Origin of the sequence: Azomonas agilis, from assembly GCF_007830255.1 — a bacterium.
GTDB classification, from domain to species: domain Bacteria; phylum Pseudomonadota; class Gammaproteobacteria; order Pseudomonadales; family Pseudomonadaceae; genus Azomonas; species Azomonas agilis.
In genome coordinates this window covers 232,933-257,947 of record NZ_VLKG01000002.1, presented here as the reverse complement: position 1 = coordinate 257,947, position 25,015 = coordinate 232,933, and the positions used below count along the sequence as shown (strand labels likewise).

The 25,015-nt window shown below is 54.5% G+C and carries 24 protein-coding genes and 1 pseudogene; 3 read left to right on the top strand and 22 right to left on the bottom strand.

Annotated elements, in window-relative coordinates:
• Positions 1-21 precede the first annotated feature (21 nt).
• The 6 genes from hscB to LX59_RS03550 form a co-directional block, all read right to left on the bottom strand.
• Complete coding sequence (hscB, locus tag LX59_RS03575; protein ID WP_144570470.1) at positions 22-543, bottom strand: co-chaperone HscB; 522 nt, start codon at positions 541-543, stop codon at positions 22-24.
• 8 nt (positions 544-551) lie between these two features.
• The gene (gene iscA, locus LX59_RS03570; RefSeq protein ID WP_144570469.1) at positions 552-875 is read right to left on the bottom strand and encodes an iron-sulfur cluster assembly protein IscA; all 324 of its coding nucleotides are present in this window, start codon (positions 873-875) and stop codon (positions 552-554) included.
• On the bottom strand, positions 875-1,273 hold the full coding sequence (iscU, locus tag LX59_RS03565; RefSeq protein WP_144570468.1) for a Fe-S cluster assembly scaffold IscU: 399 nt from the start codon (positions 1,271-1,273) through the stop codon (positions 875-877). Before iscU ends, iscA begins: the two co-directional genes overlap by 1 nt.
• Before the next feature lie 41 nt (positions 1,274-1,314).
• The gene (locus tag LX59_RS03560) at positions 1,315-2,529 is read right to left on the bottom strand and encodes an IscS subfamily cysteine desulfurase (protein ID WP_144570467.1); all 1,215 of its coding nucleotides are present in this window, start codon (positions 2,527-2,529) and stop codon (positions 1,315-1,317) included.
• 25 nt (positions 2,530-2,554) lie between these two features.
• Positions 2,555-3,049: a Fe-S cluster assembly transcriptional regulator IscR gene (gene iscR, locus LX59_RS03555; RefSeq protein ID WP_144570466.1), complete on the bottom strand. Its 495-nt coding sequence runs from the start codon at positions 3,047-3,049 to the stop codon at positions 2,555-2,557.
• A gap of 107 nt (positions 3,050-3,156) precedes the next feature.
• Positions 3,157-3,708 carry a hypothetical protein gene (locus LX59_RS03550; protein ID WP_144570465.1) on the bottom strand — a complete coding sequence of 184 codons (552 nt, stop codon included), beginning with the start codon at positions 3,706-3,708 and terminating at the stop codon, positions 3,157-3,159.
• A gap of 161 nt (positions 3,709-3,869) precedes the next feature.
• Here LX59_RS03550 and LX59_RS03545 point away from each other — a divergent pair, with 161 nt between their 5' ends.
• A complete protein-coding gene (locus LX59_RS03545; RefSeq protein WP_144570464.1) occupies positions 3,870-4,871 on the top strand; it encodes an RNA methyltransferase in 1,002 nt (333 codons plus the stop codon).
• 369 nt (positions 4,872-5,240) lie between these two features.
• Here LX59_RS03545 and LX59_RS03540 read toward each other — a convergent pair whose 3' ends face one another.
• The 15 genes from LX59_RS03540 to LX59_RS03465 form a co-directional block, all read right to left on the bottom strand.
• Positions 5,241-6,656, bottom strand: coding sequence for a sodium:proton antiporter (locus LX59_RS03540; RefSeq protein ID WP_144570463.1), 1,416 nt, complete (start codon positions 6,654-6,656; stop codon positions 5,241-5,243).
• 144 nt (positions 6,657-6,800) lie between these two features.
• Entirely contained in the window at positions 6,801-7,568 is a 768-nt protein-coding gene (gene madM, locus LX59_RS03535; protein ID WP_144570462.1) for a malonate transporter subunit MadM, read from the bottom strand.
• A gap of 6 nt (positions 7,569-7,574) precedes the next feature.
• Positions 7,575-8,015, bottom strand: coding sequence for a malonate transporter subunit MadL (gene madL, locus LX59_RS03530; protein ID WP_144570461.1), 441 nt, complete (start codon positions 8,013-8,015; stop codon positions 7,575-7,577).
• A 62-nt stretch (positions 8,016-8,077) separates the two neighbouring features.
• The gene (mdcH, locus tag LX59_RS03525) at positions 8,078-9,010 is read right to left on the bottom strand and encodes a malonate decarboxylase subunit epsilon (protein ID WP_144570460.1); all 933 of its coding nucleotides are present in this window, start codon (positions 9,008-9,010) and stop codon (positions 8,078-8,080) included.
• Positions 9,007-9,636, bottom strand: coding sequence for a malonate decarboxylase holo-ACP synthase (locus LX59_RS03520; RefSeq protein ID WP_144570459.1), 630 nt, complete (start codon positions 9,634-9,636; stop codon positions 9,007-9,009). The genes mdcH and LX59_RS03520 overlap by 4 nt, the downstream gene beginning before the upstream one ends.
• A 12-nt stretch (positions 9,637-9,648) precedes the next feature.
• Positions 9,649-10,458, bottom strand: a complete 810-nt coding sequence (mdcE, locus tag LX59_RS03515; protein WP_144570458.1) for a biotin-independent malonate decarboxylase subunit gamma — start codon at positions 10,456-10,458, stop codon at positions 9,649-9,651.
• Complete coding sequence (locus tag LX59_RS03510) at positions 10,455-11,306, bottom strand: biotin-independent malonate decarboxylase subunit beta (RefSeq protein WP_144570457.1); 852 nt, start codon at positions 11,304-11,306, stop codon at positions 10,455-10,457. Before LX59_RS03510 ends, mdcE begins: the two co-directional genes overlap by 4 nt.
• Positions 11,299-11,598, bottom strand: a complete 300-nt coding sequence (locus LX59_RS03505; RefSeq protein WP_144570456.1) for a malonate decarboxylase subunit delta — start codon at positions 11,596-11,598, stop codon at positions 11,299-11,301. The genes LX59_RS03510 and LX59_RS03505 overlap by 8 nt, the downstream gene beginning before the upstream one ends.
• Complete coding sequence (locus tag LX59_RS03500; protein ID WP_144570455.1) at positions 11,598-12,476, bottom strand: triphosphoribosyl-dephospho-CoA synthase; 879 nt, start codon at positions 12,474-12,476, stop codon at positions 11,598-11,600. The genes LX59_RS03505 and LX59_RS03500 overlap by 1 nt, the downstream gene beginning before the upstream one ends.
• Positions 12,477-12,478: 2 nt before the next feature.
• Positions 12,479-14,137: a malonate decarboxylase subunit alpha gene (gene mdcA / locus LX59_RS03495; protein WP_144570454.1), complete on the bottom strand. Its 1,659-nt coding sequence runs from the start codon at positions 14,135-14,137 to the stop codon at positions 12,479-12,481.
• Positions 14,138-14,248: 111 nt separating this feature from the next.
• Complete coding sequence (locus tag LX59_RS03490) at positions 14,249-15,166, bottom strand: LysR family transcriptional regulator (protein ID WP_144570453.1); 918 nt, start codon at positions 15,164-15,166, stop codon at positions 14,249-14,251.
• A 435-nt stretch (positions 15,167-15,601) separates the two neighbouring features.
• Positions 15,602-16,819, bottom strand: coding sequence for an OprD family porin (locus LX59_RS03480; protein WP_144570680.1), 1,218 nt, complete (start codon positions 16,817-16,819; stop codon positions 15,602-15,604).
• 209 nt (positions 16,820-17,028) lie between these two features.
• The gene (locus tag LX59_RS03475; RefSeq protein WP_144570451.1) at positions 17,029-18,381 is read right to left on the bottom strand and encodes a GntP family permease; all 1,353 of its coding nucleotides are present in this window, start codon (positions 18,379-18,381) and stop codon (positions 17,029-17,031) included.
• Positions 18,382-18,570: 189 nt separating this feature from the next.
• Positions 18,571-19,152, bottom strand: coding sequence for a gluconokinase (locus LX59_RS03470; protein WP_144570450.1), 582 nt, complete (start codon positions 19,150-19,152; stop codon positions 18,571-18,573).
• A gap of 306 nt (positions 19,153-19,458) precedes the next feature.
• Positions 19,459-19,746, bottom strand: a complete 288-nt coding sequence (locus LX59_RS03465; protein WP_144570449.1) for a hypothetical protein — start codon at positions 19,744-19,746, stop codon at positions 19,459-19,461.
• Between the two features lie 124 nt (positions 19,747-19,870).
• Between LX59_RS03465 and LX59_RS03460 the strand changes: the two are divergent.
• Both LX59_RS03460 and LX59_RS03455 read left to right on the top strand, forming a co-directional pair.
• Positions 19,871-20,101: pseudogene (locus LX59_RS03460) on the top strand (helix-turn-helix domain-containing protein); the annotation flags it as partial.
• A gap of 304 nt (positions 20,102-20,405) precedes the next feature.
• On the top strand, positions 20,406-20,957 hold the full coding sequence (locus LX59_RS03455) for a hypothetical protein (protein ID WP_144570448.1): 552 nt from the start codon (positions 20,406-20,408) through the stop codon (positions 20,955-20,957).
• A gap of 25 nt (positions 20,958-20,982) precedes the next feature.
• On the opposite strand, the gene hrpA is transcribed toward LX59_RS03455, so the two are convergent.
• A complete protein-coding gene (gene hrpA, locus LX59_RS03450; RefSeq protein ID WP_144570447.1) occupies positions 20,983-24,960 on the bottom strand; it encodes an ATP-dependent RNA helicase HrpA in 3,978 nt (1,325 codons plus the stop codon).
• Positions 24,961-25,015: the final 55 nt, after the last annotated feature.

Sequence of the window (25,015 nt, the reverse complement as noted above, 5' to 3'; positions counted from 1 at the left end):
CGCTACAGAGCGGCGACAGGGCTAGTCGTCGAGACGCTCTTCTAGTTGGCGCACTTGTTGGGACAGCTTGTCTAAAAACTGCATACGCCGTATGAGTCGCTCAGCCTTAGCGCTCTGTGCAGCATCTTGCCAACAGGCTGAAAATGCCTCGGCTAAATCCTGTTGGGTGTTGTACAGACGCTTTTTAAAAGCACTAATCCCTGATAAATCAACAGCTTCTTGTAAAGCCTCCAGCTCTTCACGCCAGGCTAACTGCTGCATCAAGAACTCAGGATCTTGAATCGTAGCCTCCAGATCCATAGCTCGACCCTGCAACGCTAGCAGGTGATGAGCCCGCAATGCGGGAGTTTTCAGCACTTGATAGGCTTCATTCAACGAGGCTGAACGCTGCACCGCTTGACGGCGGGTAGCATCGTCGGTATCTGCATAGCGATCAGGATGTGTGTCCTTGGCTAACGCCCGATAGCGATCTCCCAAGGCCGCCAAATCAAGGTCAAAGGCTGGCGGAATGTCAAAGAGCGCAAAATAGCTGGAAGGAGCCACGATTGACCTCACACGCTAAAGCTTTCGCCACAACCGCACTCAGTACGGGCGTTAGGGTTGTTGAACTTGAAACCTTCATTTAACCCTTCACGGGTAAAGTCTAGCTCGGTGCCTTCTAGGTAGACGAGGCTCTTAGGATCAATGATGATCTTGATTCCTTCGCTCTCAAAAACCTGATCTTCAGGGGCCAGATCATCTACAAACTCTAAGGCATAGGCCATACCCGAACAGCCGGAAGTATGTACACCTAAGCGAATCCCAACACCTTTACCACGGGCTTCCAAAGAGCGCTTGATATGCTGGGCCGCTTTGGGTGTCATGCTAATGGACATTAGTGGTCCTCCTTCGCTAAACCTTTCTTTTCACGATAATCGCGCACAGCCGCTTTGATCGCATCCTCGGCTAACACTGAGCAGTGAATTTTTACCGGTGGTAATGCTAACTCTTCGGCCAACTGAGTATTTTTAATCGCTTCTGCTTCTTCTAGGGTTTTGCCCTTCATCCATTCAGTAGCTAAGGAGCTCGAAGCAATGGCTGAACCACAACCGTAGGTTTTGAACTTGGCATCTTCAATCACGCCTTGCTCATTTACCTTAATTTGTAGGCGCATCACATCACCACAAGCGGGAGCCCCTACCATACCCGTTCCCACGTCAGGGTCTTCGGCATCAAATTTGCCGACATTGCGGGGGTGTTCGTAATGCTCAATTACTTTATCACTGTAGGCCATGATGCAATCCTCTTAGGAGTCAGAGCCAAAGTTATCAGCGCTCAGTGCGCCTTCCATTCAATTTTGGATAGGTCGATGCCGTCTTTATACATATCCCACAGAGGCGATAATTCACGCAGTTTGCTAACAGCCTCACAGACTTTAGCCGCTGCGTAGTCGATCTCTTCTTCTGTGGTGAAGCGCCCAAAGGTAAAACGAATAGAGCTATGGGCCAGTTCATCATTGCGTCCTAAAGCCCGTAGTACATAAGAGGGCTCTAATGAAGCTGAAGTACAGGCTGAGCCTGAGGATACGGCCAAATCCTTCAAGGCCATAATCAGGGATTCGCCCTCTACAAAGTTAAAACTCAGGTTCAGGTTATGCGGCACCCGAGCCTCCATGCTGCCATTCACATAGAGCTCTTCCAGATGCCCCACTTTATCGTAGAAGCGATCTCGCAACGTCCGAACGTGCTCGGCATCGGCGGCCATGTCTTCTTTAGCAACCCGAAAAGCCTCACCCATCCCCACAATCTGATGGGTCGCCAAAGTGCCGGAGCGCATGCCGCGCTCATGACCACCACCGTGCATTTGAGCCTCTAAACGCACCCGGGGTTTACGACGAACATACAGAGCACCAATCCCCTTAGGCCCATAGGTTTTGTGGGCAGAAAAGGACATCAAATCCACTTTAAGCTGTTCTAGGTCAATGGCTACTTTACCCGTGGATTGGGCCGCATCCACATGGAACAGAATATTGCGCGCCCGCGTCAGCTCGCCAATGGCGGCAATATCGTTGATGGTGCCGATCTCATTGTTGACGTGCATGATGGAAACCAGAATGGTGTCGTCCCGTAACGCGGCGGCGACTTTATCCGGCGTAATCAAGCCATCCTCACTGGGGTCTAAGTAGGTGACTTCAAACCCTTCGCGCTCTAATTGGCGACAGGTATCCAACACCGCTTTATGCTCAATCTTGCTGGTGATGATGTGCTTGCCCTTGGTGTTATAGAAGTGGGCCACCCCTTTAATCGCCAAGTTATCGGATTCTGTGGCCCCTGAAGTCCACACAATTTCCCTAGGGTCTGCGTTGACCAGATCCGCCACTTGCTGACGAGCCTGCTCCACGGCTTCCTCAGCCCGCCAACCAAATACATGGGAGCGGGAAGCCGGATTGCCAAAGTTGCCTTCAATAGTCAGGCATTGGATCATTTTCTCAGCTACACGCGGATCCACTGGAGTAGTGGCGGAGTAGTCGAGATAGATGGGCAATTTCATCGGAATCTCCTGTCTATGCTGGGGGTCAATCGCGGGCAATCGCTTCAATCCTATCCAGCACCGGACGTTTAGGGCTACAGGCCAGTTCGCGTTCTTGGCGTAAGGCTACTTGCTGAACCTCAGCACGGGCCACCAACTCAGCCAAACTGATGCTGCTTAAAAATTCATGGATACGGGCGCTCAGATCCTGCCACAGATAATGCGTCAAGCAGGGATCACCCAAATGGCAGTCGTCTCGACCTTGGCATCGGGTGGCATCTACCGACTCATCCACCGCATCAATCACCTGTGCAACCTGGATACGGTCTTTAGGTAGTGCCAGACAATATCCACCGCCTGGCCCTCGAACACTGGTGACTAATCCATTACGCCTTAGCCGAGCAAATAACTGCTCCAGATAAGACAGCGAGATACCCTGCCGGCTGGAAATATCGGCTAAAGACACGGGACCCGTTTGCGCATGTAGGGCCAAGTCCAACATGGCGGTCACAGCATAACGGCCTTTTGTAGTGAGTCGCATCGGTAGACACCTGCGCGAATTGCTTGATGGGCAGTATGGTATTTCCTAGTATTTTTATCAACTATTTTCCCTAACCCTATACTCGACCTAAGTCCTACCCTTAAGTTTCAACGTGGCCACTCACCTTCGTCTGTACAATCCTCAACGAACAGGGTTTCCGTCCACGCATTGTTGGCTACATAGAGTTGCAACTTATCCGTTTTGGGATAGGTCTCGGTTTGGCAACGCGCACTTTGGGTAACGCCAATCACTACTTGGGCTCCGGGCGTTAATTTACAAGAGACCAAGGCATCTAGGTCGCTCCATTCAGGACAAATGGCGTAATCCTTACGGTACTGCTCACGGGAGCCTGCTGGAACACTGAGTGCCCACCAACGGCCATCGTAAGATGCCCCTCGGTCTTGATCGTACACACGATAGACTTTTATCGGCTCAACTACCTTAAAGATTTGCCCAGAGCACACACCGGCTTCGCCCGTGGCTTCCTGAGCCTCAGCCAGCAACTCGGCATTAGTATCTGGAACTAAGCCGGGATAATTTGCAGGCACCGAGCCTACACAAGCGACACCATCCAAGCCTTTAGGAGAGGAGTCTAGGGATAAGGCACTGCATCCCCCGAGCAAAATCGAAGCAACCATCAGATAACCGGTATAACGCATCCGCACCTCCCAAATGCTCAACACAAGTTTAAAAAGTGCTTAGGCTACACCATGCTGCGACTTTATCGGGGACTGGGCATGGACAGTCTATGTATCCATAAGCAACGATAGACTCGCAAATCTGGGCTGCCTCTTTTGTTTTGACAGGACTTCCTGCTTTCATGCGCTTTGAACACATCCAACAGTATTTAAGCCAATGCGGTGCTAAAAACCTCCACCAGCAACGCATCCTACGCGCTTGGTTGCACGGGCTATCCCTTGATGCCGGGCCACGTCACCAGCCAGCAGAACACTTTCTACCGCTCTCTGTCCGTCACGCCTTGCCTGAACTGCAACAGTGCTTAGAACAGATAGTTCAGTTAGAAACCCAACACCCTGATGCAGTAGGCTCGGTGCGCCTCTTACTGAAATTGCAGGATCAGCAAAAAATTGAGAGCGTCCTACTACCTCGTGACGGTATTTGTGTGTCTACCCAAGTGGGTTGTGCCGTTGGTTGCTTATTCTGCATGACGGGCCGTGGTGGGCTGATACGCCAACTAGATACCAGTGAAATCCTAGCTCAGATCGTTTTGGGCCGCCGCTTGCGACCTGTGCGGCGCGTAGTTTTTATGGGTATGGGAGAACCTGCCCACAACTTAGAGCGCGTAGCTACAGCCATTGAATGGCTCGGTACAGAAGGCGGCTTCGCGCACAAAAACCTCGTGTTCTCCAGCGTTGGGGATCGACGGATTTTTGAGCGCCTGACCCAAGGCTCGGTCAAACCGGCGCTGGCGCTGTCTTTACATACAACCAAACCTGAGCTACGCCAACAGCTACTTCCAAAAGCCCAACTCATTGATCCTGCTGAGCTTATGGCACTGGGCGAAGACTATGCCCAAAAGACCGGCCATCCGATTCAGTACCAATGGACGCTGCTATCAGGTATTAATGATACTCAGGATGAAATGGATAGTCTGCTAAAGCTCTTCAAAGGAAAGTACGCTATTCTCAACCTAATTCCCTACAACCCGATGCCCGAAGATCAATACCAACGGCCGTCCCTAGAGCACATTCGGCACATGGTGCATTACCTGCACAGCCGAGGCGTGTTGACCAAGGTGCGCCACTCAGCAGGTCAGGAGGTAGAAGGAGGCTGCGGACAGTTACGAGCCCGCGCTTCCTAGCTTAAACCTACCGCTTATCGGCTCTTGTCTTTGTCATCAAGGGTTCACTGGGAATTTTTAGACTACAGAGGTGGTCAACACAAAGGCTAATAATCACAAAATCTCTAACAAGGAGTAAACACAATGGATGATTACCAAGAAGAAATCCTCGAATGGCATGCTAGTGAGCAGGACTATCCTGATGACAGCGAAGATGCCACTGAGCTCTAAGCTCGATTTGCAGTAACCCAGAATGTGCGTGCAGCCTCTTTGCTGTGCGCTCGCTGGGAGGCCCCACCAGAGCTCCCTCCGCTTTCTCCCTCCAAAAATGAAACACCCGATCAATGACCGGGTATCTCTTCCAGCTTCAACCTCTATTAACTTTTAGACCTAGGTGAAAAAAATCACCGTCTGCAAGGCAAATAAAGGTAAGAGGCAAGCCAGCGACCACAGCAGATAACCGAAAAAGCTTGGCATCGGCACACCGCGCTGCTCCGCAATGGCTTTAACCATAAAGTTCGGCGCATTACCCACGTAAGTCACTGCGCCCATAAACACCGCACCCATAGAGATAGCCAACAGTGTGTCCGGCAATTGGTGCATCAGAGTTTGGGCATCACCAGCCGCTAGATTGAAGAACACCAGATAGGTTGGCGCATTATCCAGCACACTGGACAGCAATCCGGTCATCCAGAAGTACATCGGGTTAATCGGCACACCCTCTGGGGTTGATACGGTATGTACCACTGAGGCTAAAGCGCCTGCTTCACCTGCACGCAAAATAGCAATTGCGGGGGCGATGGTGACGAAAATCCCTGCAAACAGCTTAGCCACTTCTAGGATGGGCCCCCAGTCAAACTCATTGCCTTGACGTACAGGTTTAGGAGTCATGACCAGCGACATCAGCGCCAAACCTACCAAGAGGCTATCTCGCACTAAGTTTTGCAACTCAACCGGCGTGCCCAGTAGATTGAGGCTAATACCTGGCTTCCAAACGCCGGACAGCAGCACAGCCGCCACTACTCCGCCCAACAGCCAAAAGTTGCGGGTTCCCTGTATACCCCAGCTTGCCGTGTCAGGGGTTGGGTCTCGTAGTAGATGGCCTTCTTCACGGGTAAAAAAGTGCCGGTCTAACAGATAGAACAGGCCCAGCAGAATCACCGAAGTCATGAACACCGGAACGGCCATATGCTGCACCGTCCACATAAAGTCCACACCCTTGAGAAAGCCCAAGAACAGCGGTGGATCGCCCAGCGGGGTTAAACCGCCGCCCACGTTAGCCACCAAGAAGATAAAGAACACCACCACATGCACCTGATGGCGGCGGTTATCGTTAGCCCGCAACAATGGACGGATCAACAGCATGGCTGCACCCGTAGTACCCATTAACGAAGCCAACAGCGTACCAACGGCTAAGATTTTGGTATTTAGGGCTGCCGAGCCGTGTAGGTTTCCGGTGATTAAAATACCGCCGGAAATGGTGTAGAGGGCAAACAGCAAAATAATGAAGGGGATGTACTCAGTGACCAAGGCATGGGATACCAGCCCTCCGGTCGTACCTATTCCATAGACTAAAGCAAAAGGCAATAAAAACAGTAGCGTCCATCCGGCCGTGATCTTACCGAAGTGGTGGTGCCACACTTGCGGAGCCATGACCGGAAAAAGGGCAATAGACAGCAAAATGCCCAAAAAAGGCGCAGTCCAAAGTAGGCTCAAGGTGGAGCCATCCAAATCGGCTGCCATGGCGGCCGGAGACAACAGCCATAGCACTAGCCAGCTCCAAGGGCGGAATAACAGTCGCTTCATAGTGATTTCTCTTAATAAACAGCCCAATTCAGGAGGCAGAAAGCACGCCAACTGCTTGAAAAACCAAGACTTTAAAGGTGTTTTGTTACATAAGAGTTGGGCCACCCAACCTAGGCAGCCCAGATACCAAGGACTTCGGCGAGATTAACCGAACAAGCCTCGGAAGAGGAAGAACATCAAAGATGGGCCGAGCAGACAACCTAAAGCCGTGTAGAAGGCAGCAGTCAGACAACCGTAGGGCACTAAGCGCTCATCCGTGGCGGCCAGACCACCCGCTACGCCGCTGGAGGTTCCCATTAAGCCGCCGAAGATTACCGCAGATCGTGGGCTGTTCAGGCCAATCATCGGGGCTACGAAAGGCGTTGCCACCATCACCACAATGGCCTTGATTAAGCCGGCTGCGATGGACAGCGCAATCACCTCAGAAGTCGCACCAATGGCCGCACCCGTTACCGGGCCGACAATGTAAGTAGCCGCTCCAGCGCCGATGGTGGTTAAACTCACGGCATCGGTATAGCCAAAGGCGTAGGCCACACCTGCACCGGCTGCGAAGGAGGCGAACACCCCAATCAGTAATGCCAACACGCCACTGATACCGGCCCGGCGCAGTTCTTTAGGATCAACCCCAAAGCCAGTCGCAATGATGGCAAAGTCCCGCAACATAGCGCCGCCTAAGATGCCAATACCAGACAGCAAGGGGACATCCACCAATCCCTTCTGGCCTCCGGTGTAGACTCCGCCCACATACGACAGCACCAATCCAATCAGGATGGCTATAGCCGAACCGTGTAAGCGGCCCTTAGTGAACTTCGCTGACATCCAATACGAGAGCCACATGGTCGCCCCGATGATGGCAAAACCACTGACCAAACCGTAACCATTGACTACTTTTGTTAAGGATTCGATGACCATAGCGGCTTACCTTTGGGCAGAGACAGACAGGGAGGCAGTATTCAGATCTTGGGATTCGCTTTTAGGCGACTCCTTGGGCGGCAAAGGCTCTGAACGCCCGCCTAGACGATCTAATACCGGCACCAGCGCAAAGCCCAGACTGACTGCCGCCAGACCCGCCAAAATAGCTGCTGGGCCACCACTTAATGCGCCCACTACGTTCTGCTGTGCCGCCATGGCCACTACGATGGGAATGTAGATGGCATTCCAAAACTCAATGCCCTGCCCCGTTTTCGGAGAAAGTAATCCACGCTTGGTCAGGTAACTTCCGCCCCAGATGAGCAGGATCATCGCGATGCCTACACCACCCACGTTGGAGGTTAAACCCAGCATTTTCCCCAGCATGTCACCGATGAACATACCGGTCAGGGTACAGATAGACAGTAAAGCCACGCCGTAAATAATCATTTTTGTTGTCCTTAGTACGGAATATTGTTTTTGTTGTGCAACGAAAGACTGCTATTCAGCATTCAGTGGGGATGACCCTCCTCGCGCAAGAGCGCGTCCAGCGTGTCCAAGCGCGTGCCCTGAAAGGACAGCACCCGTCCCTGTTTCATCACCCGGCGTGCTAACCCGGCTAACACCGTGCCCGGTGCTAACTCCAGATGCAGACGCACGCCGCGCTCATAGGCATTGCGTAGGGTTCCCTGCCAGTCCACCAGCCGACACATATTGAAGGCCAAATCCTCACGCAGCTGCTCTGGATCTAGGATCAGACGCGCTGAGCTGCTGCTGAGGTAACGCAGACGTGGCCTCTCTATAGACACCTTGGCAAAAGCCTGTGCCAATTCCGCTGCCGGCTCCGCCAAGAGCGCACAGTGGGAAGGCACTGATACCGCTAACCGCTTCGCTGCTCCAGCACCGAGCGTCCGCGCGCGCTCAGCGACGGCCTGCATCGCGGTTTCACTACCGGCAATCACCAGTTGGTTGCTGGCGTTGACGTTGGCGAGGTACACCGGCTGGGCTGGGCGGTTCACTTCTGCCAGCAAGGCTTCAACCTGTGGTCGCTCTAAGCCCATGATGGCGGTCATGCCGTAGCCTTGCGGATAGGCTTGCTCCATCAGACTGCCGCGCAAGGCCACCAGATGCAGGGCATCCTCCAAACTCAGCGCCTCGGCCACCACCGCAGCGGCATAGGCCCCGATGGACAGACCGGCCACATAGTCCACCTTGGCCCTACGCGCGATGAGCAGACGCGCACTAGCAACTCCCGCCAACAGCAAACAGAGTTGCACCGCACGGGTCGATTGCAGGGCTTCAGGCGTGTCGAGGATGTCCAGCTCATCACCCAGTTGGGCGCGCGCCACGTCCAAACAGGCCCGAACCTCTGGCGCATCCGGCAGTTGGTGCAACATGCCCGGTTGTTGTGCGCCCTGACCGGGAAAGGCAAACAGCGTACTCATACCCGTTCCTCCCATTGCCAAGGATTGGCGACCAAACGCGGCCCTTCTAGTGCTTTGAGCAGCACCTGTGATCCCGTACCCGCCCATTCGCGCAAAGCAATGGCTCCGGCGGGAGTTTCAAGCTGCACATCCACTCGGCAGGTCAGACGCTCCAGACGCGCCCACAGGGTAGCGGCTTGAGGACGACTGAACGGCTGAGGGGTGCGAATCAGCACATCTAAATCGCTGCCGGGATGCAGCACCCTAATGCCAGTAGCCAGTTGATAGGCTGCTCCGCCGGTTACCCCCCAAGCCAGACCTAATGCCTCCATCAGCGGGTTGAGCTGCTGAAGCAATTGCAGGGCAGGCTCCTCCAGCTCCAGACTTAAAACCTTAGCCACCAACTGTTCAGGGGTAATAACGGCCGTTACTGCTGAGGTCGGCATCCAAGCCGCTTGCCGCTGATGGCGTTCAGCCCCCCGAATGCCCACCGCTACCCATCCCACTCGCGCCACGGCACGGCGCACCACCACCGGCTGACCTTGGCTCAGCACCTCAGCCACCCAATCAGGCGTACCGGCTTCCAACAAGCTGGGGGTAAAACCCCACAGCAGGTCATGGGGACGATGGGCGGTGAATGCGGTCATGGCCGACTTCCTCTAGGCCCACTGTGCGCGCAGGGCTTCGCGCACGCGGCTGGAGGCTGCGCGGTTCGCAGCCCCCAAGCGGCTTTTGAGGTCATTACCGGTCTGGCGAATGTCCTGCACTGCGGCTTGAAGGGTAGCCTGTACGCTGCTCAGATCAGCGGCTTGGGGCTGCTCAATCTGATTCACGTCCAGAGTCTTCCACAGCAAACCGAGAGTGGCGTAGTTGTCGATGTCGTAGGCCATGGGCGGAACCTTGGCCGCTAAAGCTTCCAGTTCCTCCACAGTACGCAGGGTGACGCGGGCGGCGGATTCTTTGCCCATGGCGTGCACCATGACACCCGGATCGCGCAGGGCGATCAGGCGTTGCGCTTGGTAGCCGTGGGCCAAAAAGGCACCGGACATAGCCTTGCCCACCAGTAACGCCACTACCGGATGACCGGCCAGACGCGCCCGCGCATAGCCGTCCACCGCGCCTGCAAGGGCTTGGTAAATCCCGTAGGCTTCCTCGCGCCGACCGTAGGCCTGACTGGGCACATCCACCACCGCGATGATGGGGCGTTTGCGCTCGGCGTTTTGATCGGCCTGAACCACTTCATCCACTGCGCGGGCCAGATTCCAGCCTTCCAGCAGGCCCACTTCACCCTGACGGGCACGCGGGAAAGGATTGTTTGCATCCGCCACTACAGCGATATAGCAGGCCGTTTCGTTACCCAAGGGCGCATCGACCACTTTGACCGAGGCTGCATAGCCCGCTTTAGCGGCCGCACCACCGGTCAAGGCGTGCAGCCAGTTCAGGCCGCGTTGAGAAGCTTCATGGCTCATAACAGGGCTCCTTGATACAGCGCCCGCACCGTGGCGGCATCGGCTTGTGGAGTGGTGTCGACCTTGGCTAAGACCTGCAAGAAGGCTTGGTGACGACGGCTACGCGGCAGCACCTCACCGGGGTTTTGCAGCAGGTTTTGTACTTCGGCACGCACTTTTTGGGTGTCATCGGCCACATAGGCCTCGACCAGACCGCAGGCGTAACGCTGCTCGCCGCCGGTCATACTCCAGATGAAAGGACGATCGCGGGAGTCGTACTCCTCAATCCCCGCCTCTTGCTCAATCACTTGCGGGCCGTTGAGGCCTAAACGCGCTTCACGAGTGACCACCAGATGGCTGCACAGCGCCGCCGCAATCGACATCCCCCCGAAGCAACCTACTGGCCCTGCAATCACACCGATCACCGGCTGATATTGGCGCAGCTCGACAATGGCCGCGTGGACTTCCGCGATAGCGGCTAGACCTAAGTTGGCCTCTTGCAGACGCACGCCGCCGGTTTCCAGCAGCAGCAGGCCACGGGTGGGAATGCCGTTGCGGTTGTCTTCCGCCGCCAGCTCCAAAGCACCAGCGATTTTCGCGCCACCGACTTCGCCCAGACTGCCGCCTTGGAAGCTGCCTTCGATGGCCGCGACCACCACGGGTAGGCCGTCCAGCGTGCCCTTAGCCACTACGACACCGTCATCGGATTGGGTGACGATGCCTTGAGCCTCTAACCACGGGGATTTAATGCGATCAAAAGGCCCCAGCAGTTCGCGCATACTGCCTTTGTCCAGCAGTGCGGTGACACGCTGACGGGCGCTCAGCTCGACAAAACTTTGGCTGGCCAACAGTGCTTGCACATCAGTCATGGCTCACCTCCTCCAGCGCTTGTTCCAGACGCAGCCGCACCACACCGGGGGTCGCGCCAAAATCGTTGATTTCCACCTTCAGGGCGGGCAAATCCTGACCGGCAAACATGCGCTCAAACAGCTGTTGCCAGCGCTCAGAACTGCCATTCACCGAGGTCAGTACGCGGATGCTGAGTTGGGCATCGTTCGCCGGTTCAAGCAGCACTTCCAAATCCCCAGAGCCCACGCAACCCACTTGGGCGCGGCCCTGTGCCGTGCGGCGGGCGGGGAAGGAAAAAGATAGGGTTTCCATTAGCAATCTCTCCCATATAAGCGCTGGGCATCAGATTCCAGCGCATCTAGGAACAGGGTGGCGGCCAGCAAGTCAGCGGCACCACCGGGGGAGGCATTTAAGGCCACAAGGGTTTGATCTAAGGCGCGCAGGTGCTGACGACCCAGCAAGCTGGCACTGCCACCGGACTCCAAGACTGCGCGGGCGCCTTGCTGCATGCACAGCATTCCGTCTAAACCGGCACGGTGCAGTACACAGGTGTCTTCCAGCGTGGCCATGATGGCCAGCAGCGCGTCCAAACGAGCATTGGTTTCGATGGCACCGGCCCTACGGCTGGCGCGCAACTGCGGTAAACCATTCAGCACTACACTGGGGAAACCCGCTTGGGCCTCACCCCGTGCGCCGCGCACGCCGTAACGCTGCATTACCCGCTGACCATGACTGGTGGATTGAGCCGGTAGTTGGCGATCCGGTAACCGCGCTAAGGCGGCCGCACGATAGGCTACGGCTTTGGCTTCGCACAGATCGGGGGCAATGGCCGCCGCTGTGACCAACAGCCCTAACGCCCAGATGGCCCCTCGATGGGTATTCACCCCATCCGTTACCCGTAGCATTTCGGCTTCGGCTTCACGGCCCAACTGACCGATGCACTCGCGCAGCCCCGGGGTCACCTGCCCTTCGGCCTGAGCCGCTTGAGCCATGGCTTGAAATCCCGGCCATAACGACCAAGCCGAAGCCTGCATCAGACCCAGATTTAAATCCCGGTGCGCTCCGCTACCACGTTGATCCACCAAAGCGGGTTTAGGCGACAGTGCGACCTCATCCAACAAAGCCTGCACCGCTTGATCGGCCAAACGGTCGGCCCATGCCTGTTCTTGTCGTGCGGCCTGTGCGTTCATGATTACCAACTCCGGAAGCGAGCCGGTGGCTGATACAGCCCACCCGACCACTCGGCCAGCTCGGCGATACTCTTCGCCGCCAACAGGTTACGGGTGGCATCGGTACGGCGGATGCCTAAATCTTCTGGCAGAGCAATCAGACCCTCACGGCGCATACGCTCGGTGTCTTTGGGGTTATGACGCAGACCAATGCTGGTCACGCCCGCCACCGCCGCGATCATGGCTTGGCGCTCTTCCAAAGTTTTGGCCTTGTAGAGGTAGGCGATGCCTTCTTCAGTCAGCAGATGGGTTACGTCGTCGCCGTAGATCATCACCGGAGCCAACGGCATGCCGGTTTTTCTGGCCACTTCGACTGCATCCAGCTGCTCGACAAAGGTGGGTTTGCCGCCTTCTTGGTAGGTTTCCACCATTTGCACCACCAGCTTTTTGCCGCGCTCCAGCAAAGTGACCGGCTCCGTCATGTCCAGCCAAGCGGGGGTAGCATGGCGACGACCACGAGGGTCATGGCCCATGTTGGGCGCACCGCCAAAACCGGCCAAACGACCACGGGTCACGGTAGAAGAATGACCATCACCGTCCACTTGCAGGGTGGCACCGATAAACAGATCCACCGCGTACTGACCGGCCAACTGACACATCAGGCGGTTAGAACGCAGGGAACCATCGCGTCCGGTAAAGAACACATCCGGGCGCGCCGCGACGTAGTGCTCCATGCCCAGCTCGGTGCCGAAGCAATGCACACTTTCCACCCAGCCGGTTTCGATGGCCGGAATCAGGGTCGGATGCGGGTTAAGCGTCCAGTTGCGGCAGATTTTGCCTTTCAGTCCCAGCGATTCGCCGTAGGTGGGCAGAATCAGCTCAATGGCAGCAGTGTTAAAACCAATGCCGTGATTCAGGGACTGAACATTGTGTTTTTCGTAGATACCGCGAATGGCCATCATCGCCATCAGCACATGCACCGGCTTGATGTGGCGCGGGTCGCGGGTAAACAAAGGCTCAATGTAGAAGGGCTTATCCGCCACCACCACAAAGTCCACCCACGAGGCAGGAATGTCTACACGCGGCAAATCGGTGGTGTCTTCCACCAATTCGTTAACCTGCACGATAACAATGGCATCGCAGAAGGCGGCGGCTTCTAAAATCGCCGGCGTGTCTTCGGTACTGGGGCCGGTGTAGATATTGCCGTGGCGATCGGCCTTAAAGCCAGCCACCAGCGCGGCGTTAGGGATTAAGTCCACCACCAAGCGCGAATACAGTTCGATATAGGTGTGAATCGCCCCCACTTCCAGCAAACCGTCTTCCATCAACTGACCGATGCGCAAGCTTTGCGGGCCAGCAAAGGAGAAGTCCAGCTTACGGGCAATGCCACGCTCGAACAGGTCTAAATGCTCTGAGCGGCTGACGCTGGGCATGATCATGTGCAGATCGTGCAGTTTTCTGGCATCTACCTTGGCTAAGGAGCGGGACAGAAAGTCCGCTTGCTTCTGGTTGTTACCCTCCAGCACCACCCGATCGCCGGGGGCCAGTAAGGCTTCCAAGGCGGTCACTATTTTATCGGTGGGCAGTACCACGCCATCCGCCAGAGTGCGCACCTGTGCTAAGCGCCGCTGCTTTTCAGCACGTCGCCGCGACCAGTTCGGCGGGGGAATTATTGTTGTCATAGCTACTCCACGAGTTCCGCTGTCGTGGAGTCACAGTAGGCTTGGCACGGGGGCTGTTCAATCAAGCACAGCGGTCAATCATTAATCTAAGCGTAATGATTGAAGTATTTTTCAGCCTTCATGCCGCTTGGTATAGAGTCGACATTCAGCCAAAAATGCCAGCAAGTTAGGATCGCGTTCACGGCTTTTTAGGAACATAGCCCCGATCTGCTGCTGCATGTGGTATCTAGCTTTGAGGGGAATTAAACGAATCCGATTTTCGTAAACGGCGGCCACCCGTCCCGGTAATAAGGCGTAACCCACCCCAGAGCTGACCATGCTCAGCAGGGTAAAAATATCGTTTACCTGCATGGCCACCTTGGGATTAAAACCAGCCCGCTGGAACACTCGAATGGTGTCCTGATGGGTAGCAAAGCCCTGCGTCAGGGTGATAAAGGTCGCGTCCTGCAACACCTGTAAATCCACTTCCTGCTCAGCAGAAAAGGGCGAATCCACCGGCACCGCCAGAAAGATATCATCATGGAACAGGGGTACCGAATCGCAGTCGGGATCAACCACGCTGTCGTTCATGGATACCAGAATGGCATCCAATTCCAGATGCTTGAGGCGGTACAGCAAATCAATGTTGGAACCTAAGATCAAATCAATATTTAGGGTACTGCGGCGGATTTTCAGCCCCATAATCAGTTCGGGTACGGTTTTTACCGTGAGGGAATACAACGCGCCGAGCTTAAAGCGCTCAGCCGAAAAACCAGCGGCTTCACGGGTTAGCCGAATGGCAGTCTGGGTATCACTGAGCAGCTTGCTGGCGTGCTCTTCCAAAACATGGGCGCTTTCTAAAGGCACTAGCTTACGACCTTCACGGCGAAATAAAGGGCAACGCAGGGCATTTTCCAGCGAGTGAATAGCGCGATGCACGCTGACGGTACTGGTGTCCAATTCAGAAGCGGCGCGGGACAGATTGCCGCTTTTCATGAAGATTAAAAAAACCTCTAACTTTTTAAAGGTTAACTCTTCATCAATACGCATAAGAGCCTCAATCAACGCCACGCCCCCAGTCAGCCCAGATATGGGCTCTTAGGGTAAAGCCCACATCAGGGTAAGGATGGATGCTCTTTCCTGATCTGAAATACAGTAGCCTTTTTTGACAATACGATTAATCCAATCTGGGCCAGAAAGAACCTCCCCCGAAGCGATTAAACATCCGGTGCGCTTATAAACGGCTCGCAATAACTCCAACATTGCAGGGTAGCTGCATCCGCTATCAAACCGAATGCTTAAATACCCAAATCTGGAGCGGCGAATCGTATGCGGGGCTATCACTCTAGCCTGAAACAAAGAGTAACCCAACCTTAGGTTTGTCGATTCCATGACATACTCCACTCCCTGATAAGAGATGTTTCAAAGCCTAGCAAAAGTTCAAGATACTCTCATTTCAAAACCCAAAGAGCCCCGGTAATCCCGCTAAAACAACGACAGGGGATAACTGATAATGACCCGCTGTTCATCGTATTGGTTATTAGTGCCCCAGTTGCGATGAATGGTGGTGTTACGCCAACGAAACGCCATATTTTTCATCGCCCCGCTTTGTACTACATAGGCCAGTTCGCTTTCACGATTCCACTCTTCCCCATCGCTGCGATTGCCCGCATGGATGTTGTGGCCTTGTAGGTAGCGCATCATAAAGGTCAGGCCCGGTACGCCAAGGCCGACGAAGTCGTAGTCATAGCGCAGTTGCCAAGAACGCTCACGGGCGTTGTCGTGGCTGGAATTATAGCCATCGTTGGCCAAGGTGCCGCCGCTACTGCCGTTCACTCGTAGCCATTTTGTGTCGCCGCTGACCCGCTGCAAACCAAGGTAAAACTTCTGGTTGCCTGCCGTGAGCCAGAACAGCCCGGAGAACACCTTGTTATCCAGTTGACCGGCCAGTGCTTTGCCGTCTTCCTCGCCATCGAAATAGCCGATATTGGCGTTCAGTGACAGCCCTTCGCTTAGGGGTTGTTTGTGCTGAAATTGAACATAGCGCTGCTTATAAATATCCTCTAAACGCGCATACCAAATACCCAGGGTGCTGAGTTTATTATTGAAGTTATATTCAAGCGCCGCGAAATTAAAATCATCTGACTTGGCTTTACTGGTTTTGGGGTTCGTTCCAGCGATGGCCATATCTTCCATGCCAGAATCATCCCGGGGGCTGTTACCCGTAACATGGCCCGCATACCCTGTTACGCCACTGATTTCCTTGCTGGTAACTACTGTGCCCCGGAAGGTTTGTGGCAGTGAGCGCCCGTCATCAGAGCGTAGAACCGGATAGACCATCGCCCATTCACCGGTTTTTAATTCGGTTTTGGAAAACTTCAGCTTACCGGCTATACCAAGACGCCCAAACTGATCCACCGGCTTATTATCCTTGCCCACCGGTAGTAGTTGAGTGCCGCCCGTACCCTTTCCGCCATCTAATTTGTAGGACTGTAAGCCTAAAATATCGACGCCAAAGCCCAATGGCCCCTCGGTATAACCGGATTTAAAGTCGAGGATGAAACTCTGTGTCCACTCTTCCGCTTTACTGCGGTTAGCGTTATCGCCTTTAAAGTCACGATTGATAAAGAAGTTACGCAAATTGAGATTGGCTTTGGCTTCTTTAAAAAATTCAGCCTGTGTGCCACTACTGGCCAAGCTCATAACTAAGCCTAATAAGGCACTGATTTTTAGTGTGCAGCCTAGATTTTTGTTTTTATTGTTCACGGCAAAACTCCAGTCCCACCGCCTTGTGGGGCAGCGCTCAGGTGATAAGTGTGTTCCGGTGAAAACGATCTCTATGAGAATGGGGTATCTGAGTCTTGGGGCTTTGCACCCCAAGAACAGGTCAGACACCCTTGAAGCCGCTTTAGCTAGAGTGCTAGCGACAGCAGCAGCGTTAAGGCCAAACCGACCACCGACAGCAGGGTTTCCATGGCCGTCCAAGTCTTGAAGGTTTCGCTAACCGTCATGTTGAAGTACTGCTTAACCATCCAGAAACCGGCATCATTGACGTGGGAGAGAATCAAAGAGCCTGCGCCTGTGGCCAACACCAGCAGCTCCCGATTGACACCGGGGATCAAGTCAACCACTGGGGCGACGATGCCCGCGCCCGTAATGGTGGCCACGGTAGCCGAACCTGTAGCAATACGGATCAGCGCTGCTACCAACCAAGCCAGCACAATAGGTGAAAGCTGCGCACTGACGGCCATTTCACCGATTACATCCCCCACCCCACTGGCCACCAACATCTGTTTAAAGCCCCCGCCTGCACCAATGATCATCACAATAGCGGCTGTGGGAGCCAAACTTTCCTCAACGAGGCGTAGGACGCGCTTGGATTCAAAACCTCGTGCATAGCCAAAGGTGTACAGCGATAGCAATAGAGCCAGCAACAGCGCACTGATCGGGTGGCCAATCATATCCAGCCAGATACGCAGAATATGCCCCTCAACCAAGACCACATCGGCAAAGGTTTTCAGCAACATCAGAAACACTGGCAGCAGCACAGTCATCAGCGTCACAGCAAAGCTCGGCAGATTGCTGGCTTCCGGCTCATGGGCTAGCTGCTCCATCAATTCAGGTGAAGCTTTACCGGGAACATAACGCGAGATAAAGGAGGCAAAAATCGGCCCGGCCACGATTGCAGTGGGCAGTGCCACAATCAACCCGTACAGAATGGTTTTGCCAATATCAGCACCGAAAATACCGATGGCCAGCAGGGGGCCGGGGTGCGGTGGAACCAAACCATGCACCGCTGAAAGACCTGCTAATAGAGGAATACCGATCTTAATCAAAGATACGCCGGTACGGCGGGCCACGATAAACACCAAGGGGATTAGCAGCACAAAGCCGATCTCAAAAAACAGCGGAATGCCGACTAAAAAAGCGGCAAACATCATCGACCACTGCACCCGTTCTTTGCCAAAAGCGGTGATCAGGGTACGGGCGATCTGATCAGCGCCACCGGACTCAGCCATCATCTTACCTAGCATAGTGCCCAAGGCTAGGATGATCCCGACAAAGCCCAGCACACTGCCGAAGCCTTCCTGGAAGGATTTGACCACCTTTTCCACTGGCATACCGGAAGTCAAGCCGAGAAACAGGGCCGAAATAATCAAGGCGATAAAGGGGTGCAACTTGAAGCGAGTAATCAGAACAATCAAGCCAATAATGGCGATCGCAGCGTTGAGCAGCAAAAAGCTTTGATGGGATAAGCCCAACATGGGGGAAGCTCCTATTGTCATTATTATTGCGCGGGAGTTTTTTGGTAGCGCTATCTTTATCTAGGAAATACCTATCAACTAAGTCGTATCATGCAAAGACTCCATAACACCGGATAAAAAAAGAATACTCTGTATTGTTAGCCTTTATTTTCGGCCTTAATACATGGAAATATGCTAACCATAGGGCGCTTACTTATTAACACCCATAAAGATAACGCTATCTTTTGAATTCCAAAAAGGCTTGATTTGAGCATGATGACAACCCTGCCACCATTGATGAGCAGCAGCAGCTAACTCAGTAACCGTCATGCGCGTGGCATCTAGTGTCAAGGTAAGGGGTTCGTTCTGAGGTGACTCTAGGGCAGCAAACTGGCTGTCTATCATACTGACCGGCATGAAGTGACCAGGGCGCTCAGCAACGCGCTGTGCTGCCACAGCGGGAGTGAGCTCTAGGTAGATAAAACCTAGTCCGGGCACTGCTTGTCGCAAACGCTCGCGGTAACGGCGCTTTAAGGCAGAGCAAGACAACACCGGGTATTGACCAGCCTTGATGGCCGCTTGCAGCTCATGGCAGAGGATATCCAGCCAGCCACTGCGGTCGTCATCGGTCAAAGGAATACCGGCGCTCATTTTGTGAATGTTTTCAGGGGGATGAAAGGCATCACCCTCAATGGCAAAGGCTCCGCTGAGTTCGCAAAGTGCTTGGCTGACACTGGATTTACCACACCCAGCAACGCCCATGACCACGATAGCAGGAATAGAAAGATGCATATGATACCTCAGATTAGGTAGCGCTATCTTATAGCGAAAACTCACAAACCTTATGGAAATTATCAGTAACGCTTTGCTTTTTATCTTAATTTTCCAAGATCTCATGCTAAGTCAGCCAAAATATGCCTACCTAGGCTCGGCATAAACATGAGACAGCGAAATCTTAAAGTGCGATTTTTCATTTGGCAAGCCAACCAAACCAACTGAACCCAGCAAAGGTAACATTGGGAATAGCCTAACTTCCGTCTTAGCAGACCCTAGAGCAACGCCCAAGAGGCTCACTGATATGCCAGACAAAGACGCACATCAAGGCAAAGCCCACATCAGGGTGAGAATGGATGTTCTTTCCTGATCTGAAATAGGATACCCATTTTCGATAATTCGATTGATCCAGTCAGGGCCAGACAGTGTCTCCCCGGGAGCAATCAAACCTCCAGTACGCTTATAGACTGCGTGCAACGAATCCAACATGGTTGGGTAGCTGCATCCACCATCAAAGCGAATGCGTAAACGCCCAAACTTGGATCGGCTAATCACATGCGGGTCACTAGCCTGAGATACAGGGTGACTCCAAAGCGTCCTTGCCGACTCCATGATGTGCTCCGCTCCACTGATAAAAAGGTGGTTCGAAGCCTATCAAAGGGTCAGGATAAACCCATTTTGGGATAAACCTGATTTAGGTTTATTGGATTTGTCGGCTATCCATCCGGCAAACCAAATGAAGACAATCCACAGTGCTCCATACCGGCACCTGCTTTCATTGCTCATTGAGGCACGTAAGGCTGCGCATTTGACCCAACAGGAACTGTCACAAAAACTAGGACGACCGCAATCTTATGTTTCCAAGTTTGAGCGGGGTGAGCGCAGGTTAGATGTCATAGAGTTTTTGGAAGTCACTCGCAACATCAATGCAGATCCTCATCGTTTACTGATTGAGATTGAGCCCCTGCTGGTAAAAGAATCTATGGATTCGAGCATGTCCGAACGGTATCCACAAAAAAGTACACTCCAAACGGTAGGACACAGATTACTGATTAGGTAAAAAGCTTAGGAAGAAAGGAACAAGTTATATCCGCTGGCATAACGACGGCTGACCTCGGTATTATGTCAATCCTTGCGCTCTCTACACCCCATAGCCCTGGTTTAACCTGACAGAGCGACATATCATTCGCTGATCCCTCGCGTTGCTGCTTGATCCCCTAACTGGACACGGGGTAGCCGCGAAGTTTTGCACTCCAAGGAGTCTAGGCTGCATGAAGACACCACTGGTAATAGGGTTTGCACTGGCCCTAACTGGTTGCTCTAACATCAACACCTGTCATTTTTATTGGTCTTGGAACGACGAGGCCCAGTGCCATAAGCAGCACTTGCTGTATCAGAACGATCTCATGCAGGCCAAAATCCTAATCACTTCGGGTGATAAACAGGGACTTGAACTGGCTTCTGCCTTATTGGATCGTCTACAAAGCCAAGAGCAGGATCAACGGGGTGAGATTTTCTTCTATCGAGCACTCCTAGGCATTCGCCAAAATCCCACAAATACCCCAGACATTATCCAGAACCTAGAGCAAGCTGCTGCTCTGCAACACCCCCATGCGGTCGCCTTGTTGTATCGCATCTACGATGAGCCCTACTTAATCAAGACTCGGGATGCGGCCAAAGCGGATCAATACCGTAAGGCGTACACTCAGTTGGACGTGGCCCGCAGTGGATACCCTTCCTTTGAGCAGGCACTGGCTGTCACTAAACGGCTGTTCGTAACCCCAAACAGCCCAACCCCTGCTCCCGCCTCAAAAACCCCTTAACTATGTCTAGGCAGGGACTCTCTGCCTATTCCACTTCGATCCACAGCTTAGCCAGTCGCTTATCCGAAACCGGCTGGCGCGTTCCTAGTTGTTGGGCAAATAGGGACACACGGTATTCCTCCAACATCCAGCGGTAGAGCTGTAAGTTAGGGTCGCGTTTACCCTCTTGGCTGTGCTTAGCCAAGCGAGCTTGGTATTGCTCCCAATAGCCGGTCAGCTCGGTTGTCCACGCCCGGTCGCGTGGCAATTGGCTGCCCACCTTATCCAAACGCTGCTCAATGGCTTTTAGGTAGCGCGGATATTCGTTCAGCCACTCAATGGGGGTTTCGCGTACAAAGCCGGGGTAGATGAGCTGGCTGAGCTGCTGTTTGATGTCGTTTAAGGCCATGGCTACAGACAGATCAATCCGGCCTTTAAAGCGCTTTTGCAGTCCGTGCCACAGCTTGAGAATCTCCAAGACGCGCTTTGCCAGTTGACTGGCTTGGCTCGGCCAGTCGGCTTGTTTGCGCTGAGCAAGAGTAGCTAAGGCGTTGCCATCACGGGGCAGCGTGGGTTCATCTGCCAACACGCACTGATCTAGGCTAGCCAGCAGAATGTCATCCACCAAAGTATCCAGCTTACCGATATCTCGGTACAGCAAGCCTAAATCCGTCAGCCCCGGCAGCTTGGTGCGCAAGGCCTTGGCCGGAATTGCCAACTGTTGCAGCAGCAGGTAACGCAAAGCACGGCGGTGCTGCCAATTGGCCTCAGCTTGGGTGGGGAAACGCCCTTCGCGGATTTGCCCCTGCTCCTCCACCAGCGCCGGATACACGGTCATGGCCAAACCGGCAATGCTTTGGCGCGCGCTTTCAGCCACGAGTGCAAAGTCTTTCGCGGCCACAGGGGTAGATTCGGCACTGCGGCTAGGCAAGGCCAAGGCCGCCTGCCCCGCCTCATTAAAGCGCGCCATGAGGGCTTCCAGATCCCGTCCTTCGCCGAGGTATTTGCCCTGAGCATCCACCACCTCAAGGTTCATGTGCAGATGTGGCTCTAGCTGGGCCGCCGCTTCATCCCAAGCTTCCTCAGAAATCCGTGCGCCGGTCATGCGGTACAGCTCATGCCCCAAAGATGCGTAGAGATTGCCCTGAGCAAAGGTGATTTTATCCAACGCTGCTTTAACAAAATCCGGCACGGGCACAAAGTTTTTACGCACGGCTTTAGGCAGGTTGCGCACCAAGGCAATGGCTTTGGTTTCCAGCAAGCCCGGTACCAGCCAAACTAAGCGATCTGCCGGCAATTGGGCCAAGAGGGGCGCAGGAACGCGCAGCGTCACGCCATCACGTCCGTGCCCCGGCTCAAATTGGTAGCTGAGGGACAGCTCCAACTCGCCAAGGCGCAAAATATCCGGATATTGAGCGGCGGTGACTTCGTGGGCTTCGCGCGCCAGAACGTCTTCTTCGCGCATGATCAGCAAGTTAGGCTGTTTGGCACTTTCGCGCTTGTACCAGTGGTCAAAGCTGGCGGTCTGGTAAATATCTTGAGGGATGTGTGCCTCGTAATAGGCAAACAGCGTTTCTTCGTCGGCCAAAATATCGCGGCGACGGGCCTTGGCTTCTAGAGTGTCCAGTTGCTCCAGCAAGGCACGGTTGGCACTCAAGCAGCGGGCTTTGCTTTGAATCTCTCCGCGCACTAAGCCTTCACGGATGAATAGGTCCCGCGCCACTGCTGGATCATGGGGGCCATAATGCACCGGACGCCGCCCGACGATGATCAATCCGTACAGGGTCAACTGCTCATAGGCTACTACTTGGCCTCGGCGTTTTTCCCAATGCGGCTCAAGGTAGTTGCGTTTAATCAGATGACCGGCCAAGGGCTCAATCCACTCCGGATCAATCCGCGCCACCATACGCGCGAACAGCTTGGTGGTTTCCATCAGCTCGGCGGCCATCAACCATTGCGGCTTTTTGCGCCCAATCACGCTGGAGGGATGAATCCAGAACCGCCGTTGGCGCGCGCCCAGATAGTCGCCTTCCTCGGTTTTTTGCCCCATGTGACTGAGCAAACCCGACAGAATGGCTTTATGCACGGCGGCGTAGTCGATGCTCGGTAGTTTGGCTTCTTCGCCTTCGCTGGAAGCGGGTTCGGCGGATTTAGATTGAGTAGATTGCGCCGGAAACAGCGCCAGCTCCTTGCTCAGCAGAGTCAACTGACGGTGTGCATCGCGCCATTCGCGCAAGCGCAGGTAGTTGAGGAAATTTTTGCGGCACCAGCTACGCAAGGCATTAGAGCCGAGCGCTTGGCGTTGCGCCTCAAAGCCGTGCCAGAGAGCGATTAAAGCCGCAAAGTCGGATTGCGGCTCTTTGCCCTTCCACTGAGCGTGGGCTTGATCCGCCGCTTGCTGGCGATCCATGGGCCGCTCACGCGGATCTTGTACCGACAGCGCACTGGTGACGATCAACAGCTCGTCCAAACTGCCCTGCTTAGCCGCCTCCAACAGCATACGGCCCAAGCGCGGATCAATCGGCAGGCGCGCCAATTGCCGCCCAAGCGCAGTCAGCTGGCCTTGCTCATCTACTGCGGCCAGTTCATGCAGCAGGGTGAAACCGTCTTTAATCGCCTTACCGTCTGGCGGCTCAATAAAGGGGAAGTCCTCAATCCGTCCCAAACGCAGGTGCAGCATTTGCAGGATGACGGCAGCTAAGTTGGTACGCAGAATTTCTGGGTCAGTAAATTCCGGACGGCCTAAAAAGTCCTCCTCGGAATACAGACGAATACAGATGCCCGGCTCGACCCGCCCGCAGCGGCCTTTACGTTGGTTGGCGCTGGCTTGGGAGATGGCCTCAATGGGCAAGCGCTGCACCTTGGCGCGGTAGCTGTAGCGGCTGATGCGCGCCGTGCCGCTGTCGATCACATAACGAATACCGGGCACCGTCAGCGAGGTTTCCGCCACGTTGGTGGACAAGACGATTTTGCGCCCCGGACGGCTTTGGAAGATTTTCTGCTGCTCGGCAGGCGTTAAACGCGCATACAGCGGCAAGACTTCGGTGTGGCGCAGATTGGCCTTGCGCAATACCTCGGCACAGTCGCGGATTTCCCGTTCGCCGGGTAAAAACACCAGCACGTCCCCTGGACGCTGCCCTACGGAACGCTCATGGGCTTCGATTTCATCCAGCGCTGCCAAGATGCCCTGATCCACGGTTAAATCGTCGATCAGCTGCTCACCCTCTTCATCTACTTCCGCCGCTAAAGGGCGATACCAAACGTCCACCGGATAGGTACGGCCTGAAACCTCAATAATGGGCGCGTCGCTAAAATGGCGGGAGAAACGCTCCAGATCGATGGTCGCCGAGGTGATAATGACCTTAAGGTCAGGACGGCGCGGCAGCAGGGTTTTCAAGTAGCCGAGCAAAAAGTCGATGTTCAGGCTGCGTTCGTGGGCTTCGTCCACGATCAGGGTGTCGTAGCGATTGAGGAAGCGGTCGTGCTGGGTTTCGGCCAACAGAATACCGTCGGTCATCAGCTTAATTAGGCTGCGTTCGGTGCTTTGGTCTTCAAAGCGCACCTGATAGCCCACCGCCTCGCCCAGCGGCGTGCCCAACTCCTCGGCCACACGGGTAGCAACACTACGCGCGGCCAAACGACGGGGCTGAGTATGGCCGATCAACCCGCTGATCCCCCGCCCCAGCTCAAGGCAGATTTTGGGCAACTGGGTGGTTTTACCAGAGCCGGTTTCCCCCGCAATCACCACCACCTGATGGGCTTGTACCGCCGCTTTAATTTCCTCTCGGCGGGCAGCGATGGGCAGACTGTCGTCGTACTGGACGTGCGGCAGGCTTTGACGACGCGCCTCCACCTTGGCACAGGAAGCTTGGAAACGCTCCAACCATCGGGCCAGCCGTTGCTCATCCGGCTTTTTTTTCAGCGCCAGCAAATCACAGCGCAGGCGGTGGCGATCAAGGCTTTGGGCACAGTCGAGGTTATTAAATAGCTGGGAGAAATCAACGGAAGCAGTCAGCGCGGTCATGGACAGCCGTATAGATAGAATCTAAAACGGCTATTGTCGCAGATTCTCCGAGGTT